The 17,425-nt window shown below is 52.6% G+C and carries 16 protein-coding genes and 1 pseudogene; 3 read left to right on the top strand and 14 right to left on the bottom strand.

Features of this window, described 5'->3' with window-relative positions:
* Nucleotides 1-76 precede the first annotated feature (76 nt).
* The 6 genes from BUA44_RS06995 to cysT all read right to left on the bottom strand — a co-directional run bounded on the left by BUA44_RS06995 (nt 77) and on the right by cysT (nt 5,509).
* Entirely contained in the window at nt 77-454 is a 378-nt protein-coding gene (locus BUA44_RS06995) for a M67 family metallopeptidase (protein WP_072810158.1), read from the bottom strand.
* A 9-nt stretch (nt 455-463) separates the two neighbouring features.
* Nucleotides 464-1,321, bottom strand: a complete 858-nt coding sequence (locus BUA44_RS06990) for a 4Fe-4S binding protein (protein WP_072810156.1) — start codon at nt 1,319-1,321, stop codon at nt 464-466.
* A 49-nt stretch (nt 1,322-1,370) separates the two neighbouring features.
* Complete coding sequence (locus BUA44_RS06985) at nt 1,371-2,597, bottom strand: O-acetylhomoserine aminocarboxypropyltransferase/cysteine synthase family protein (protein ID WP_072810154.1); 1,227 nt, start codon at nt 2,595-2,597, stop codon at nt 1,371-1,373.
* Between the two features lie 123 nt (nt 2,598-2,720).
* On the bottom strand, nt 2,721-3,779 hold the full coding sequence (locus tag BUA44_RS06980) for an ABC transporter ATP-binding protein (RefSeq protein WP_072810151.1): 1,059 nt from the start codon (nt 3,777-3,779) through the stop codon (nt 2,721-2,723).
* Nucleotides 3,780-3,836: 57 nt separating this feature from the next.
* A complete protein-coding gene (gene cysW, locus BUA44_RS06975) occupies nt 3,837-4,679 on the bottom strand; it encodes a sulfate ABC transporter permease subunit CysW (RefSeq protein ID WP_072810149.1) in 843 nt (280 codons plus the stop codon).
* Nucleotides 4,679-5,509 carry a sulfate ABC transporter permease subunit CysT gene (gene cysT / locus BUA44_RS06970; RefSeq protein WP_072810147.1) on the bottom strand — a complete coding sequence of 277 codons (831 nt, stop codon included), beginning with the start codon at nt 5,507-5,509 and terminating at the stop codon, nt 4,679-4,681. The genes cysW and cysT overlap by 1 nt, the downstream gene beginning before the upstream one ends.
* Nucleotides 5,510-5,652: 143 nt before the next feature.
* On the opposite strand from cysT, the gene BUA44_RS06965 reads away from it, so the two are divergent.
* Entirely contained in the window at nt 5,653-6,219 is a 567-nt protein-coding gene (locus BUA44_RS06965; RefSeq protein WP_072810146.1) for an HD domain-containing protein, read from the top strand.
* 22 nt (nt 6,220-6,241) lie between these two features.
* Here BUA44_RS06965 and BUA44_RS06960 read toward each other — a convergent pair whose 3' ends face one another.
* Nucleotides 6,242-7,276, bottom strand: coding sequence for an Rpn family recombination-promoting nuclease/putative transposase (locus tag BUA44_RS06960; RefSeq protein WP_083579518.1), 1,035 nt, complete (start codon nt 7,274-7,276; stop codon nt 6,242-6,244).
* Between the two features lie 376 nt (nt 7,277-7,652).
* Entirely contained in the window at nt 7,653-8,702 is a 1,050-nt protein-coding gene (locus BUA44_RS06955; RefSeq protein WP_072810142.1) for a sulfate ABC transporter substrate-binding protein, read from the bottom strand.
* A 242-nt stretch (nt 8,703-8,944) separates the two neighbouring features.
* Here BUA44_RS06955 and bioB point away from each other — a divergent pair, with 242 nt between their 5' ends.
* Complete coding sequence (gene bioB, locus BUA44_RS06950; RefSeq protein WP_072810140.1) at nt 8,945-9,895, top strand: biotin synthase BioB; 951 nt, start codon at nt 8,945-8,947, stop codon at nt 9,893-9,895.
* Here bioB and pdxT read toward each other — a convergent pair.
* Both pdxT and pdxS read right to left on the bottom strand, forming a co-directional pair.
* Nucleotides 9,884-10,486, bottom strand: coding sequence for a pyridoxal 5'-phosphate synthase glutaminase subunit PdxT (pdxT, locus tag BUA44_RS06945; RefSeq protein WP_072810138.1), 603 nt, complete (start codon nt 10,484-10,486; stop codon nt 9,884-9,886). The genes bioB and pdxT overlap by 12 nt on opposite strands.
* Nucleotides 10,486-11,364: a pyridoxal 5'-phosphate synthase lyase subunit PdxS gene (gene pdxS, locus BUA44_RS06940; protein ID WP_072810136.1), complete on the bottom strand. Its 879-nt coding sequence runs from the start codon at nt 11,362-11,364 to the stop codon at nt 10,486-10,488. The genes pdxT and pdxS overlap by 1 nt, the downstream gene beginning before the upstream one ends.
* Before the next feature lie 140 nt (nt 11,365-11,504).
* Between pdxS and BUA44_RS06935 the strand changes: the two genes are divergently transcribed.
* Nucleotides 11,505-12,929 (top strand): MocR-like pyridoxine biosynthesis transcription factor PdxR, encoded by a 1,425-nt coding sequence (locus tag BUA44_RS06935; RefSeq protein ID WP_072810134.1) that lies wholly within the window; start codon nt 11,505-11,507, stop codon nt 12,927-12,929.
* A gap of 63 nt (nt 12,930-12,992) precedes the next feature.
* On the opposite strand, the pseudogene BUA44_RS16075 reads toward BUA44_RS06935, so the two are convergent.
* The 4 genes and pseudogenes from BUA44_RS16075 to cysD all read right to left on the bottom strand — a co-directional run.
* Nucleotides 12,993-13,268 (bottom strand): annotated as a pseudogene (locus tag BUA44_RS16075) (hypothetical protein); the annotation flags it as partial.
* A 96-nt stretch (nt 13,269-13,364) separates the two neighbouring features.
* Nucleotides 13,365-14,636, bottom strand: coding sequence for a hypothetical protein (locus BUA44_RS06925; RefSeq protein WP_255370479.1), 1,272 nt, complete (start codon nt 14,634-14,636; stop codon nt 13,365-13,367).
* A 147-nt stretch (nt 14,637-14,783) separates the two neighbouring features.
* On the bottom strand, nt 14,784-16,469 hold the full coding sequence (locus BUA44_RS06920) for a sulfate adenylyltransferase subunit 1 (protein ID WP_072810129.1): 1,686 nt from the start codon (nt 16,467-16,469) through the stop codon (nt 14,784-14,786).
* Complete coding sequence (gene cysD / locus BUA44_RS06915; protein ID WP_072810127.1) at nt 16,469-17,368, bottom strand: sulfate adenylyltransferase subunit CysD; 900 nt, start codon at nt 17,366-17,368, stop codon at nt 16,469-16,471. Before cysD ends, BUA44_RS06920 begins: the two co-directional genes overlap by 1 nt.
* Between the last annotated feature and the right edge of the window lie 57 nt (nt 17,369-17,425).

Here is a 17,425-nt window from a genome sequence, read left to right as displayed (position 1 = left end):
CAATCAGATTATTTTCAACGCGAAATATAGAACCGGATTTTGCCTATGTCCAATACTTAATTTTTATGCAGAATTATCAGATTTTTTTATAACGCCTATAACTTCTGATGTCGGTAACCCCCTCCCTTGTCACGGAAACTATCACGTAAACAAGCCCAGGGACCATATTTTTGGCATCTTCCCTGGACGGGACCGCCTCATAATCGGGGTGCGAGTGGTAAAAACCGACGATTTCAAGCCCGCTTCCTTCGATTTCCCGCTCCACCTGGTAAAGAAAGAGAGGGTCCGCCTCGAAATGCGTCCCTCTCCCCTCTCCCTGAATCCGGTTAGGCAAAGCACGTATTTCCGTCACCTCGAACTTGCCATCCGGGGCGTTTTTCCCGAGCAAAATCCCGCAACATTCGTGCGGATAACTTTGCCGGGCCTCTTCTGCAATACGTTGCCGCCAGCTCATTTCTTAACGCTAGACACTCGCTTCCAGAATTTTCTTCGCAAAGACGTCGCGACCGATGCGGTCAATGGTGTACTTGAAGCGTTCACCAGGCTTCGCGTTCTCGGCGAAGAACGTGATGGCCGCATCGCAGATATCGAGCAACTTTTGCTTGTCTTCGATGAAGGGGATAATCGTTTCGCCCTTGTTGATGTTGTTGCCGAAAAGACCGCCGAAGGACACAATGTAGCCGTGGGTATCTTCCCAGGCATCCGTGGGGCAGGACTTGTAGCATCGACCGCAGAAGTTGCACTGCGATTCGTCGAAGATGACCTTCTTGTTTTCGACCTTGATGGCGCCCTTGCGGCAAGTCTTTGCGCAGAGCCCGCAGCCGATGCACTTGTCCTCGAGCCACTTGACCTTGATGGCACCCTTGATGCCCACGTCGTTTTCTTCGGCCTTGAGGCAGTTGTTCTGGCAACCGGTCACGCCGAACTTGAACTTGTGCGGGAGTTCGCGGGCAAAATAGCGGTCGTCGAGTTCCTTTGCGAGCGCGTAGGTGTCGATACACCCGCTGGGGCAAACAGCTTCGCCCTGGCACGCCGTGATGGTACGCACGCGGGGGCCGCAAACGCCCGGTTCCACACCACCTTCGGCCAAAGCAGCCTTCACGTCTTCCACGTTTTCGAGTTTGATGAACGGGATTTCGACGCTCTGCCTGGAGGTCAAATGGGCGTAGCCTTCACCGTACTTGTCGGCGACTTCCGCGATTTTAGCGAGCTGGGTGGCGGTCAGGTTTCCGCCCACGACGCGCACCCGCAGCGAGAAGTTGTTCTTCTGCTTCTGGCGCATCCAACCGCCCTTTTTAAGAGTTGCATAATCCGTTGCCATATTTTTGTGTCTCCGTTTTTTTCATGCCCGAGAAGGCGGGCATCTCCGTTTAAATCTTCTTAATCGCTTGTTCGAAATCTTCCTTCAGATCCTCGATATTCTCGATACCGATGCTCACGCGGATAGTCCCTTCGAAAATTCCCGCATGTTCCTTCTGTTCCCTGGAACTATGCGTAAAGATGGTACTTTCCGGGTGTATTACCAGCGTGCGGATATCCCCGATATTGGTGGCGATGGTGGCGTACTTGAGCCCGTTAATCAACTTGAACGCCCTTTCCTTCGTGCCCGCGTCAATCGTGAGGATCGCGCCTCCCCTGCCGCCAAGCTGCTTCTGCACAAGGTCGTAATAGGGGCTGCTTTTCAGGGCCGGATAGTTGACAGAAATGTCATCAAAGCCCTGCAAAAATTCCGAGAGTTGCAGTGCATTGCTGCAAAGGCGATCCATGCGCAGGCCGAGAGTCTCGAGCCCGAGCGAATTTAGGAAAGATGTCTGGGGAGCAACGCAGCAACCCACGTTGCGCCAGATTCCGTTGCGCAATTTCGCAATGTAGGCGAACTTGCCAAAACGCCTGTATTCCTCGAGGCCCTTGTAGCGGGCGTAATCCCAGGGGAAGTTCCCGCTATCGACAATGAGGCCGCTAATCGCAGAACCGCTGCCGTTAATGTACTTCGAAGACGAATGCACCACGATATCCGCGCCGAAATCGAAGGGATGCACAAGGTACGGCGTAGCCGTCGTGCTATCGACGATAAACGGGACACCACCCTCGTGCGCGGCATCCGCTACGGCCTTCAAGTCAACGACATTCAGTTTCGGGTTCCCGATAAGTTCGGTAAACACCGCCTTCGTCCTTTCGTTCAGCTGTTCGCGGACGCTTTCGGCGGTCACTTCGGTAACGAACCGCGTCGTGATGCCGAACGCTTCCAGGTCATGGAACAGGTCGATTGTACCGCCAAAAAGCCCGGCACTCGCAATCACCTCGTCGCCCGCGTGCAAAATGTTCAAAAGCGAGATAGTCACCGCGGCCATGCCCGAAGAGCAGGCCACCGCGCCGATCCCCTTCTCGAGCGATGCGATGCGACGTTCAAAAGAATCGTTCGTGGGGTTCGCGATGCGCGTATACGCAAAACCCGGAGCCTTGTTGTTGAACACGGCTTCGAGTTTTTCGGCGGAATCCTGTGAAAAGGCGCTCACCTGGTAAATGGGCGCAAGCGTAGAACCGCTACATCGGTCACTACCAAAATTCTGGTGCAATAAAGCAGTATTAAATTCCATTCAGCATGTCTCCGTACATTTTTTTATCCGCAGCCAAATATAGAACGGGATTTCAACCCCGTCCAATACTTAATTTTTATGCGGAATTATCAGTTTTTTCTATAACAAAGCCGCATCCGTTCGTTAAATCACCACCACCGGCTCACGCAGCGACTTGTTTTCGAGCAAGGTCGCGGTATCGCCCTGGGTCACGAACATGCGGTAGATGAACACGTCCACCTTCTCGCCTACCTCGATTCTCGGCTGATCGAATGAGCGACGCGCCGTAAGCAAGACCCCGTTCACGCGGACGCGCAGTTCGATACCATAACCGCGAAAATCCACTTCTTCCACGATGCCTTCTTCTGCAGAATTCTTGTACTTCTGCACTTCGGTTTTCTTGGTGACCTTCACAAATTCCGGGCGCACAATCGCGTTTTCCGCATTTTCGAGGATGTCAAAGCGACGGAAATTACTATAGTCCTTGAAAATGCTGGGCTGCCCGAAGAACGATGCCGTAAAGGCGGTTTTCGGGTTGCTGTAGACCTCGTAAGGCGTGCCCACCTGCTCGATGCGGCCCCGGTTAGTGATGATGATTTCGTCGGCCACCTCAATGGCTTCGTCCTGGTCGTGGGTCACGAAGATGCTCGTGACGCCGAGCTTCTGGATCATACCCTTGAGCCAACTGCGCAATTCCTGTCGCACCTTCGCGTCGATTGCCGCAAAAGGTTCGTCAAGCAAAAGGAGCTGCGGGTTCGGAGCAAGCGCACGCGCAAAGGCCACACGCTGACGCTGTCCGCCCGAAAGTTCGCTCGGGTAACGCTTTTCAAGACCCGAAAGGCCCACCAGTTCCAAGAGTTCGTGGACACGTTCCTTGATTTCATTTGCGGGTTTCTTCGCAATCTTGAGGCCAAAAGCCACGTTATCAAAGACGGTCATGTAGCGGAACAATGCGTAACTCTGGAACACGAACCCGATGCCGCGCTTGCTCGCGGGCACATCGTTGATGACTTTCCCGTCGATAATGATTTCGCCGCTGTCCGGGTTCTCGAGCCCTGCAATCATGCGGAGAATCGTCGTCTTGCCCGAACCGCTCGGGCCCAAAAGGCCAATGAGTTTCCCCTTCTCGATGCCGACAGTCACATCGTCCGAGGCCTTGAAATTTCCGAAATGCTTGTTGATATGTTTGAGTTCGACGTACATAAAATCTCCTATTTCACAATCGTCATCCCCGCGCAGGCGGGGATCTAATTTTCAAGGCTATTTCTTTCTTCCCTTATGTTCAATGACGCTTCTTGCAACTAGAATGAGAATGGCAAGCATCACCAGTATCGACGCCACCGCAAACGCAGGCACGTACTGGAACTCGTTAAAAAGGATTTCCACATGGAGCGGGAGCGTGTTGGTCTTTCCGCGCAAGTGGCCCGAAATGACAGACACCGCACCGAATTCGCCCATGGCACGGGCCGCGCAGAGCACGACGCCGTAAAGGAACGCCCACTTGATATGCGGGAAGGTGATGCGCCTAAAAATCGTAAAACCCTTCGCACCCATCAGCGCCGCGGCCTCCTCCTCGTCGGTTCCCTGCGATTCCAGCACCGGAATCAATTCACGCGAAATGAACGGGAACGTCACGAAAATCGTCGCAAGCACAATTCCCGGCACCGCAAAGACAATCTTGATATCGGCATCCTGCAACAGCGGGAAAATCGGGCTCTGACGGCCAAACGTGAGCAAGAAAATCAGGCCCGCGATAATCGGCGAAACCGTCACCGGCAAGTCAATGAGCGTCGCGAGAATCTTTTTCCCCTTGAACTTGAACTTCGTGAGGCTCCAGGCGGCACACAAACCAAAAATCGTGTTGATGGCGACCGCGAAGAACGAGGCCTCTAGCGTAAGGAGTATCGCCTTGATGGTGTAATCGTCGGCAACCGCCTTGCTGTACACCGCAAAGCCCTGCTTGAACGCTTCGGTAATCACCGTAATCAGCGGGAGAATAAGCATCAAGAAGACGAAAAGTAGACTAATGCCGATCAGTGAATACCTGACAAGTTTTGAGCCTTTCGTATCGCGATGTAGCCCGCTCTGCGTAACTGCACTCATTAGCTACCTCCTTTGAGAATCTTGGCGTTCCTGTTCTGCACCACGTTCACCAGGAACAGCGTGATGAACGACGCCACCAGCATCACGAGGGCGATTGTCGTCGCGCTGGAATAGTCGTATTCCTGGAGTTCCGACATAATGATGAGCGGTGCGATTTCGGTTTCGAAGGGCATGTTGCCAGCGATAAACACGACGCTACCATATTCGCCGAGGCAGCGCCCGAAAGCGAGCCCGAACCCCGTAAAGATGGCGGGAATCAGTTCCGGCACTATTACCTTCCAGAAAATCCGCGTGCGACTTGCGCCCAGCACACCCGCGGCCTCTTCGTAGGCGGGATCCAGTTTTTCGAGCACCGGCTGCACCGCGCGTACCACGAACGGGATGCCGATAAACACCAGCGCCACCGTAATGCCGATGCGCGTGAACGCAATCTTGATGCCGAAATTTGCGAAAAAGCCGCCTATAAGGCCCGTATCCGCAGTGAGCGCCGTAAGCGCGATGCCCGCCACCGCCGTAGGGAGCGCAAACGGGAGCTCAATCGTTCCGTCCACGATGCGCTTGAGCGGGAACGTGTAACGCACCAGCACCCAGGCGAGAATCACGCCCATCACCGCATTGATAAGCGAGGCGACAAAAGCCGTCAAGAAACTCACTTTAAAACTAGACAGTACGCGCGGCCGCGTGATGACGTCGATAATCTCGCTCGCACTCATCTGGGCCGAAAACACGACCAGCGAAGCAAGCGGAATCAACACCACCACGCTCAAAATCGCCAGGGTCACCCCTGTTGTAAGGCCGAAGCCCGGTATGACAACACTCTTTCTTTTCATAAGCGTCGCCAAATATAGAACGGGATTTCACGCGTGTCCAATACTTAATAATTATGCTGAATTATCAATTTTTTCTATAACAAACAGGGTGTAACCGACATGCGAAAATATTTATATTACCACTGAAAATTTGGAGGCATTAGATGAGCTTGACACTTGAACGCGCAAAAGAAATCAACAAGGGCCACGTAACCGAAGAATCGCTGGTCATCCATTCCCTCAACGTATGCTACGCCATGGGCGCCATGGCCAAACACTTCGGCGAAGACGTTGAACATTGGCAGGCTGTAGGCTACCTGCACGATTACGACTACCAAGAATTCCCCGAAGAGCACCTGCAGCACACCGAAAAGGAACTGCTCGCGCAGGGCGTCTCCGAAGAAGACGTGCGTGCCATTTTGGCGCACGGTTTTGAAATCGTGAACCAGGTGGAACCCAAGACCAACATGGAAAAGAGTCTGTTCACCGTGGACGAACTCACCGGAATCATCCAGGCCTGCGCGAGAATGCGCCCCAACGGCATTCTGGACCTCGAAGTGAAAAGTTTTATGAAGAAGTTCAAGGACAAGAAATTCGCCGCCAAATGCAATCGCGACTACATTTTGAAAGGCTGCACCCTGCTCGGCATGGACGTGAAGGATGTTGCCGCCATCTGCATCGAGGGCATGCGTGAACACGCCGCCGAAATCGGCCTGGCAGGGAACGCCTAAATCGTTTGGAAGTTGTCAACTCCTAGGGGGTTGATTCAATCGCGTGAATCTCGGATTCCGTGAGCCCCGTAAATTCCACGATTTCTTCGACAGGCTTGTTCTTGGCGAGCATCTTTGCCGCTATTTCGCGAGCCCTCTTGAGTTCGCCTTCGGCTTGACCGAGCTCACGCCCTTCGGAAAGCCCCTGCTCACGACCTTCGGAAAGACCCTGTTCACGGCCTTCGGAAAGGCCCTGTTCACGACCTTCGGCTTGACCGAGCTCACGCCCTTCGGCGAGTCCTTCTTCGTGTTCAGCACGCAAGTCCGTCATGTTCTTTACCTCGGCGTTAAAAAGTTCTTCTGCAAAGTTAATCAATTTCACAGAATTAATCAAGTGCTGAAAAGTTTCATTCTGCAAAATCTTCTCGGGAGCGGGTTCCTCCTTGATAATCGCCTTGAGGGCACGCAGCCACTGTGCCGCCTCGGAATTGTCGTCATGGGTAGTCCCAGCGTTTTCAAGCTCGAAAAACTTGTCGATTTCAACGAAAACCTTCTGAATTTTCGGGAAGAACTTCTTGCCATGGCACATTTCGTCCACGTGATGGATGTATTCGGCGGGTTCTTCCGGGAACATTTCGAAATCAAGGAGGCCCAGAAAATAGATGCGCGGCAGTTCGTATTTTTCGTTCACATGGACCTGGTTCTCAATGACGCGGGAAAGGTAATACTGCACGCGATCCCTGAAGAACTTGTCCTTTTTCTGCTGGACCTCAACCAGGATCTTTTCGCCTGCGTTGGTCGTGCCGATGATGTCGAGAATGCAGTCCTTCTTGCTGAAAATGCCGGGATACTCCTGCATTTCGAGCGTGATGGACTTGATGGCGTCACCGTCGTGCAGGTCGAGCATCGCGTTCACCAGCGAAATGAGCAGCGTGTGGTCTTTTTCCTCGGCGAAAACAATCTTGAAAACACCGTCACTCAGGAGGTAGGCGTACTTGTAAATCTGCTGGTACTTGAGCAGGTTCTTCTTGTCGATTTTCATGGCCTCGAGCATAGCCAAATGTTGAGTGCGATTCATAGAATCTCCTGTTTAATTTATTGAAGTTTGTAAACAGGAGCATGAGTGTAGAAACGCAGAACACCGGTTCACAAACCTGTTGATGACAGATTGGGAATCCCACAAAACGTGGGGGTGCTCTACGTTGATCGCCAGGGGCCGGCCTCCCCATAGGGTTCCTGTCCTCGAATCGCAGGCATGTCGCGCCAGCAAAGGGAGAACGGCGTCAAGCAGAGAGTTGAACTACCCGCCCGGAATTTATCGCTGTCAGCGGGATTGACTGCTATATGGGTAAATATACAAAAAAAATCCCCGCTCCGGAGAGCGAGGATTTTTGCTATGACAATTTGGCTCTAGATTCTATCGCCTCTTTGAGGCTCCAGAATGACAACTTGGCTTACTTCTTTTCGTAAATCTGGTCGAAGATGCCGCCGTTGGAGAAGTGCGTCTTTTGCGCCTTGTCCCAGCCGCCGAAACGTTCGATGCTGAACAGGTTCACGTTCGGGTCGAATTCCTTGTACTGGGCGAGAATCTCCTTGTTGGAGGGGCGGTAATGATTCTTCGCGGCAATGTGCTGGCCCTCGTCGCTATAGAGGTAGCTCAGGTATTCGGTGGCAAGTTCGCGGGTACCGCGCTTGTCAACCACCTTGTCCACGATGGCAACAGAGGGCTCAGCCAGGATGCTGATGCTCGGGATTACGATTTCGTAGTCGTTCGGGTAGTCCTTGAGAGCGAGGAACGCTTCGTTTTCCCAGGAGAGCAACACGTCGCCCTGACCGTTTTCGATAAAGGTCGTGGTGGAGCCGCGAGCACCCGAGGCAAGCACGAGAACGTTGGCGTAAAGTTTCTTCACGAAATCCTTCGCCTTTTCCTGGTCGCCGTTATACTGGTTCTCGGCCCATGCCCAGGCGGCAAGGTAGTTCCAGCGCGCGCCACCGGAAGTTTTCGGATTCGGCGTGATGATGCCAATGCCCGGCTTCACGAGATCGCCCCAATCCTTGAGTCCCTTCGGGTTGCCCTTGCGGACCAGGAACACAATGGTGGATGTGTACGGGGAGCTGTTCAGCGGGAATTCCTTGACCCAGCCGTCTTCGATGAGGCCCGCGTCGCGCACGGCGTTCACGTCGAATTCAAGGGCGAGCGTCACCACGTCAGCTTCAAGACCGTTGGCCACTTCCAGGGCCTGCTTGCCGGAACCGCCGTGAGACTGCGTGATTTCCACTTCGCCACCGGTCTTTTCTTTCCAGTGCTTCTTGAAGACTTCGTTGTAGTTCGCGTAGAGTTCGCGGGTCGGGTCGTAAGACACGTTGGTGAGCGTCTGCTTTTCGACCTTCTTGGCGGATGCTTCGCCCTTCTGTTCGTCAGAAGAAGAGCATGCGCTAAACCCGATAGTTCCCGCAATCAGGAGGGTTGCCGCAACGGCGGACTTGACAAAATTCTGATTCATTCTTATACCTCGCTTGTTTATTGTTTTTGTTTGTTGTTCTTTTGTGCGGCGAAATATAGAATCCGTTTTTGCCATTGTCCAATACTTAATTCTTATGCGGTATTATCGGTTTTTTTTATAAGTGCCAAACGCAAAATAGCCTTTTGCTATCGGCAGGTATAAGAAAATAGTATAACACCGGATATTGTGCCGCGTAAACCCGATTTGTATTTTATAGCATCATCTTTTTTATTTGGATTAAAATGTCTTTAACCCGCGAAGAAGCTCTTAATATTCTGAATACCAATGCAGAACTCTTGCCTGCGCTTGTTGAAAATGCATATAAATTGCGTACAAAGTATAAAGGAAACCGCGTCAGCATCCAGTTGCTCACCAATGTCCGCAGCGGAAACTGCACGCAGAACTGCGCCTATTGCGCCCAGTCGCGCGACTCCGAGGCACCTATTGAAAAGTACCGCTATGTAGAGGATAAAAAACTCTATGGCGACAACGACCTCGTTGACGAAATGCATTTGGCGAGGCACTGCATCGGGCTCAGCGGCATCCGTTTTGCGGACGACGACATCGAAAAACTTGCCGAACGCATCCGCAAGATGAAAAAGAACGACACGCAAATCTGTTGCTCCATCGGATTCCTTACCGAAAAGCAGGCGTTGATTCTTAAAGAAGCTGGGTTGAACCGCATCAATCACAACCTGAACAGCAGCCGTCGTTTTTACCCGAGCATCTGCACCACGCACACTTACCAAGAACGAATCGACAACCTGAAAATGCTGAAGGGCCTCGGTTTCGAAATTTGCTCCGGCGGCATCATCGGCATGGGCGAAACGCCCGAAGATGTGGTGGACATGCTTTTCGAATTGCTGGAGATTAATCCGGACTCGGTGCCCATCAATTTCTTGCTGCCGGTAGAAGGCACGCGCCTAGCGAAGCGTGATATTTCGGCGCTGACGCCCGAATACTGCATCAAGGTGCTTTGCCTTGCGCGCCTGATGCTCCCGAAATCGGATATCCGCTGCGCCGCCGGCCGCGAAGTGTATTTCAAGGGACACGAGAAGACGCTCTTCAAAATCGCTGATTCTATTTTTGCCTCGGGCTACCTCACCGAAGGCGGCCAGAGCCTCGAAGAAACATTCCGCACCATCGAGGCGGCAGGCTTCACTTGGCAAGTAGAAAGCGAATCATCCCACTAACTTCAAGAAATACCGGTGAATGCTCGTGTCGCTATTGAGTTCCGGATGGAACGAAAGTGCAATCTGGTTCTTGTAGCGAACGGCAACGATTTGCTCGGGAGCATCTGCAGTATTCGAACTTGCCGTACGCGAAAGGACTTCGACGCCTTCGCCGACCGATTCAAAGAAGGGCGCGCGAATAAAAGTCTGCGGAACTTTTCCGACGTGCGCGACTTCGTTTTCCGTAAAGAAGCTGCCGAGTTGCCGACCGTAGGCATTGCGGCGGATAATCGCGGGGAGCGTCGCGAGATGCGCCTTGTTTTCGCCTGCAATTTTTTCGGCAAGGAGGATTGCGCCGGCACATGTTGCAAGCACAGGCAGGCCTTCGACAATCTTTTTTCGAAGAGGCTCGAAAAGCCCCAAATCGTGGAGAAGCTTCCCTTGCACGGTACTTTCTCCACCGGGGAGTACGAGACCGTCTAAATGGCGGTCAAGGTCGCGTAACTGCCTGATTTCAAATACTTCGGCGCCGAGTGATTGCAGAATGCGTTCATGTTCGATGAATGCCCCCTGCACAGCTAGCACGCCAATTTGCGGTTTGTTAATTCCCATTACTTTCCCCTTTCGGCCATCAGCAGCGCGATTTCCTGTTCGTTGATACCGACCATGGCTTCGCCCAAGTCTTCAGAGAGCTTGGCGATAAGCTTTGCATCGGTGTAATTGGTAACTGCCTGCACAATGGCTGCGGCACGCTTGGCGGGGTTGCCGGACTTGAAAATTCCGGAGCCTACGAAAACGCCTTCGGCACCGAGTTGCATCATGAGGGCGGCATCGGCGGGGGTGGCAACACCACCGGCAGCGAAGTTCACCACGGGGAGTTTCTTGTGGTCGTGAACGAAGCGCACCAGGTCGTACGACACTTGGAGTTCCTTGGCACGGTTAAAGAGTTCATCTTCGCGCATGCTCGAAATGCGGGCGATTTCCTGGTTCATCAGGCGCATGTGTCGTACGGCCTGGACGATGTCGCCCGTACCCGGCTCGCCCTTGGTACGGATCATCGATGCGCCTTCTTCGATACGGCGCAGCGCTTCGCCCAAATCCTTCGCGCCGCACACGAACGGAACGTCAAATTCGCGCTTGTTGATGTGGAAAATGTCGTCGGCAGGAGAAAGCACTTCGCTTTCGTCGATGTAGTCGATCTCGATGGCCTGTAAAATTTGCGCTTCGGCAAAATGACCGATACGGCATTTGGCCATCACCGGGATTGAGACGGCATCCTGAATACCCTTAATCATCTTGGGGTCGCTCATGCGCGATACACCGCCCGCGGCACGGATATCGGCCGGAATGCGTTCCAGGGCCATCACGGCGGCGGCCCCAGCGGCTTCGGCAATTTTGGCTTGTTCGGGGGTTGTCACATCCATAATGACGCCACCCTTGAGCATTTGGGCTAGGTTTTTGTTGAGTTCGTAACGATTCTGGTCAGCCATATAAATCTCCTTGGTTGTGGAATGGTTTAATTTCAGGCTGTAATTTAAAACATTCGCTTGGCCTGCACAATATTCAGTTTTTTACTATTTTTATAAGGTCAGTTAAATATCAGATTAGCAATATTAATAAGGTCAGTTTCATGTTCACTTACGATATGTCCAAGGCGGGAGCAAACAGTCTTTACCATTACCTTTACCAATGCATCAAAAAAGATATCGTAAGCGGAAACGTCCTTGCCGGAGAACAGCTCCCTTCCAAACGTAACCTCGCGCAGAATCTTGGCGTTAGCGTTGTGACCGTTGAAAACGCTTACGCACAGCTCTTGGCCGAAGGCTACATTTACTCGCTCCCTAAAAAAGGCTTCTTTGTTGCAGACATCAACGCAACAGCGGAACCTCGTGCTCAACGCAAACGCAAGATGCCGCGTACCCGCAGGCTCCGCGCAGAACTCACCGACGAGTCAGAACATATCAACCCGAAATACATTGCCGACTTTGCAAGTAACGGTTCCGATATCGAGGCGTTCCCCTTTACCACTTGGGCAAAAATCACTCGCGAGGTCCTTTGCGAAAGGCAAAATGATTTGCTGCAAGTTTCTCCGGGAATGGGTTCGCTGGAACTTCGCCGAGCCATAGCCCGCATGCTCCGCGAATTCAGAAATATCCAGGTATCGCCCGAACAGATTGTCATTGGCGCCGGAACTGATTACCTTTATGGCTTGCTAGTACAATTGCTCGGATTTGACAAGTGCTATGGCGTAGAAGACCCTGGTTGGAGCAAAATATCGAAGCTGTATAGCCAATACGGTGTCAAAGTTCGTCACGTCCCTATTCTGAACGATAACTTTGTGGACTCGGTCGCAGATTTCGGCGTTGACGTGATGCATATTTCCCCTGCCCATCATTTTCCGACAGGAAAGGTGATGCCCATTGGCGAGCGTTACCGCCTGCTCAGCTGGGCTACTGAATCGCCGAGACGCTACATTGTAGAAGATGATTATGACAGCGAATTTCGCATGACAGGAAAGCCTATTCCTGCGTTGCAAAACATCGATGTTTCTGAGAAGGTGATTTACCTGAATACATTCTCCAAAACGATGACATCTGCGATTAGGCTTAGTTATATGGTGCTCCCGCCGCATCTTGTCGAAAAATTTCATCAGAAACTTTCGTTCTACTCTTGTTCCGTATCGAATCTGGACCAGTACGTCATGGCTAAATTCATCGACTTGGGGTATTACGAGACTCACATCAACCGCATGCGTAACCTTTACCGCGCCAAGCGCGACGCACTGCTATCGGCAATAAGAAAAAGCAGGCTTTCAAGCGTTGTTCGCATTTATGAAGAAGATGCCGGTCTGCACTTTATTTTGGAAGCGTCGATAAAATGTTCTGATTCCGATTTTTGCAGGCAGCTGCGCCAAAAAGGCGTTAACATCAAGGCCCTTTCGGAATACTATTTCGAAGCGCAGCCCTCTGTGCACAAGTTCGTCATTAACTATTCCTCGGTGGATAAGAGGAATGTGCAAAAGGCGGTGCAGGCTTTCGCATTGCTCTGTAAGTAAAGAACGCCCTTGGCGTTTAATAACGTCGAGGACGTGTTTTGCGAGTCGAAATGCAAAAGCGACTTACTTTTCGTTGCGCAATTTCTTTGCTGCCGCCACGAGATTCTTGAGGCTTGCCGTGGTTTCGATTTCGCCGCGGGTCTTGAGGCCACAATCGGGGTTTACCCACACGTTTTCTTGCGGCACCTTCGCATGCACCAGGCGGAATGTGGGAATCGCCCAGTCGAGGTATTCCTTGTGCCAGTCGCTCTTGCGGAGTGGCAACTTTTCGCGGAGAGCAGCTTCGTCAATCTGGATAATGCGAATGCCGTTCTTTTCGAGGTCAAGGACTTCATCGCGCTACGCCAAAGCCTACATTGCTGCCCTTTTAAGGCATTGCAAATAAAAAAAGACCCCCGGCGCGGGTTACGCCAGGGGAAGGTTTTGGAGATGTAATTACTGGATGCTTGCGGTAAAGCGGGCAGCAATGGCAACATCAGAGAGTTCCTTTTCACTGTAGGCGCTCAACTGAATTTTGCTGTGCTTGCCGAATTTCTTGATGAGGCTCACCGTCCAGGCGAGTTCATCGGCACCGGCCTGGATTTCGTCACGGTCGCCAACGTATTCAAGTTCCGCATAGAGGCTGTTCAAGATGCCCGCAGTCGGGATTTCCACACCCACGAAGAACGGAACGTAGTCGGTACCCTGGGCGTATTCAGACTTGATGGCATTTGCTGCCGAGAGGTTTTCGCCATCACCCGTGGTGATGTAGGCAACTTCGCCGTAGAGGCCGAGATTCTTCGCGAAATAGTAGCTTGCGCGGCCTGCAATGCGGTGCGAGACTTCTGCCGTGTGCTGAATCGGATCGAGAAGGTTTCCACGGTAGGCGGCGCTGATTTTCGCATCGCCGAGTTTCACGGTTTCTTCAGCGCGGAGGTAACCGGTATCGAACTTGTTATCGTAAGTACCGAGCAACAGGCTGAAGCTAGAAATTCCCTTGTCGAAGCCGAAGCCGAGAGCGTCGTGCTGGTAATCGCGGGCAAGGAATCCGCGCTTGTCCAGGTGCACGTCCACGTAGGTACCGAAGTTACCGGCAACAGTCCAGTCCGTACGGAAGCGACCGAATTGCGCACTGAAATCGCCGAAATCAGTATTCCACTTGTACTTGGCGTAGTAGGTATCGGCGCTGATCTTGTCGAAGCTGAAGTTCTTGCCGTCACCGTCCTTGACCTTGTTGCCAAAGGCCGGAGAGAAGATACGAATGTTGATTACCGCCTCGAAATCGCCGGAAGTGTATTTTCCGCCGATGTTTGCACGCAAGAAGGAATTGTCGAGCGTGTTGTCGGCATCGTTATCATAAACGGCCTTGATGGCCTGCGCCTGCACGTTACCGGTGAGTTTGAAAGCGGGTTCTTCTTTCGCTTTTTCGGGCGCGGCAGCTTCTGCCTTCGGGGCTTCAGCCACAGGGGCTGCAACAGGGGCGGCTTCTGCAGGCGCTTCTGCTACGGGAGCGCTTGCTGCCGGAGCCTCTGCAGCGGGGGCTTCGGCCACGGGAGTTTCGACGGCAGGTGCGGCAGCCGGGGCTTCTGCTGCCTGGGCTTCAGCCGCGGGGGCAGCGGCCACAGGTGCTTCTGCTGCAGGGGCAGCATCCTGGGCGAAAACGTTGGAGACGAAAAGGGAAGTCGTAATAACCGCAGCGGCGGCGAGCTTTGTAAAATTCTGGTTCATTCTTAAACTCCTTGGTTATGGTTATTGTTTTGTTTTTTTGTGCGCACAAATATAGAAGGCATTTTTTTCCTTGTCCAATACTTTAATTTTATGCGGAGTTATCGGTTTTTGCTATAAAAAAAGGTCCCCGCTAGGGGACCTTATATTTTACTTTATCACAACCTTCCTGTACGTGTCAAAAACTGTCCACTTCTTGAAGAATTCCTCGCGACCAATTTCACCCGCTTCGGCGTATTCGCGAAGCAAGCGAGACACATCCTCGTCGGAGTTGACCTTGATTTCAAAGCCGCGCCCGTTGATGACCGGGAAGCCATCGTAAAGGTATGCGCCCGCTTCCGTAATTTCGGAAATGCGCCTATCGCGCACCTTCACGGCAACGCTGTCACGCAAGATGATGATGTCGAAATCGTCGGGATAGCGGTAGCTCTCCCCCACTGTCGGGATTTCATCGCCTATGGTGTAGTGCTGCTTTACGGGCTGTTGCTTTACGACAGAGAGTGTCGCCGTATCGTAGAAAAACTCTTCAAAGATTTCTCCACGACCGTGGCGTTCGCCCTGCACGAATTCAGCCTTTTCGCCTGCAGCAGCCTGCCTTTCGTAAAGGCCTTCTACCACGCCACAAGCCGATGTCGCATGGGTCACGCGGTCAATCAGAATGAGTTCACCCAAAGTCTTGTGCTTCTCGAAAAGGTCAACGACAATGGCTTCAGCAAACACAATCTCGACTACGGCAATGCCGTTCTTTTCAAGCGCATCGGAATTGATATGTTTTCCGTTATTAATATCGACGGAATAATCAATTTTATTTATGATTCCGGGAATCGTCTTCGTCCCGAGTTTTACAAGAAAGTCCTTGCCGAGCGAAAGCGGTTCATCGTCCATCCACAGGAGCGAAGCCTTGATTTTCTTGTAACTACCGATGTCCACGTCTTTTGCAAGCACGCAGCCTCTAGACACGTCCACCTCGCGGTCAAGCGAGATGGTGACAGGTTCACCGGCGTGAGCCTCTTCCGCATTCTTGTCGCCGCGCAGGATTCCCTTGACGGTCGCCTTCTCGTTGCTCGGAAGGCTTGTAACCGTATCGCCCACGCGGATTGCGCCCGCTTCGATTTGCCCCTGGAACCCGCGGAAAGTGCGATCCGGACGGCATACGCGCTGCACGGGCAGGTAGAAACCTGCTTCAGTTTGTGCGTCGTCGATATCAATGGTTTCAAGATAATCCAGGAGGGCCTTGCCCGAGTACCATGCGATGTTCTTGGATTTCACAGTCACGTTGTCGCCTTCGGTAGCCGAAAGCGGAATCACGTAAACACTGTGAAGCGAAAGTTCGGCGGACAGTTCGTTGATTTGCGCGAGAATTTCTTCGAAACGTTCCTTGCTGTAGCCCACAAGATCCATCTTGTTGACCGCAAAGACAAAGTAACGGATGCCCATGAGCTTGCAGATGCGAGCGTGTCTGCGGGTCTGCACCAGCACGCCTTGCGAAGCATCCACGAGAATCACGGAGAGGTCCGCAAACGAGGCGCCCACCGCCATGTTGCGGGTGTATTCCTCGTGCCCCGGGGTGTCCGCCACAATAAAGCTGCGGCGATCCGTCGTGAAATAGCGATACGCCACGTCAATGGTAATGCCCTGTTCGCGTTCGGCCATCAAGCCGTCGAGCAAAAGGGAATAGTCAATTTTTCCGCTGCGGCTACCCACCTTACTGTCGAGTTCCAGAGCCTTTTCCTGGTCGGCGTAAAGCAGCTTAGAATCATAAAGGATGTGGCCGATGAGCGTGGATTTTCCATCGTCCACACTGCCGCATGTAATAAACTTCAACAAGCCTTTCATTAGAAATATCCCTCCCTCTTGCGGCGTTCCATGCTGCCCGCGGCTTCGTTGTCGATCACGCGGGAAGTGCGTTCCGAAGATACGGCGCTCAGGGTTTCATCGATGATTTCGTCAAGCGTCGTGGCGGTCGATTCGATACCGCCCGTGAGCGGGTAACAGCCCAGTGTGCGGAAACGCACCGACTTGATTTCGGGAGTTTCGCCTTCGCGAAGCGGAAAACGTTCGTCGTCCACCATAATGATGTTGCCATCGCGTACCACGACCGGGCGCGGGGCCGCAAAGTACAGCGGAACGATATCAATCTTTTCGCGCTTGATGTACTGCCAGATGTCTTTTTCGGTCCAGTTGGAAATCGGGAAAACGCGGATACTTTCGCCCTTGTTAATCTTGGTGTTGTAAAGCTTCCACATTTCGGGGCGCTGGTTTTTCGGGTCCCAGGCGTGCGCGGAATTGCGGAACGAAAAGATGCGTTCCTTCGCGCGGGACTTTTCTTCGTCGCGCCTGCCGCCACCAAATGCCGCAGTGAATCCGTACTTGTTCAAAGCCTGTTTCAAGGCCTGCGTCTTCATGATGTCGGTGTATGCCGCGCCGTGGTCAAACGGGTTGATTCCCTGCTTGACGCCATCCTGGTTGATGTACTCGATCATCTCGATGCCGAGCTTTTGCGCCGTGCGGTCGCGAAACTCAATCATCTCGCGGAACTTCCACGTGGTGTTCACGTGCAGGAACGGGAAAGGCGGCTTTTCGGGGTAAAAGGCCTTCATGGCCAAATGTAGCATGACGGAACTGTCCTTGCCGATAGAATAGAGCATCACCGGCTTCTCGCATTCTGCAGCGACTTCGCGGATGATGTAGATGGCTTCGGCTTCCAGCTCGTCGAGGTGTGAAAATTCGCTCAAATTAAATCTCCATTAAGATTCCGGGCCAAGCCCGGAATGACGATTGTTGTGAATTCT

Source organism: Fibrobacter sp. UWR3 (genome assembly GCF_900143055.1).
GTDB lineage: Bacteria > Fibrobacterota > Fibrobacteria > Fibrobacterales > Fibrobacteraceae > Fibrobacter.
This window is presented reverse-complemented; position numbering and strand designations above follow the sequence as displayed.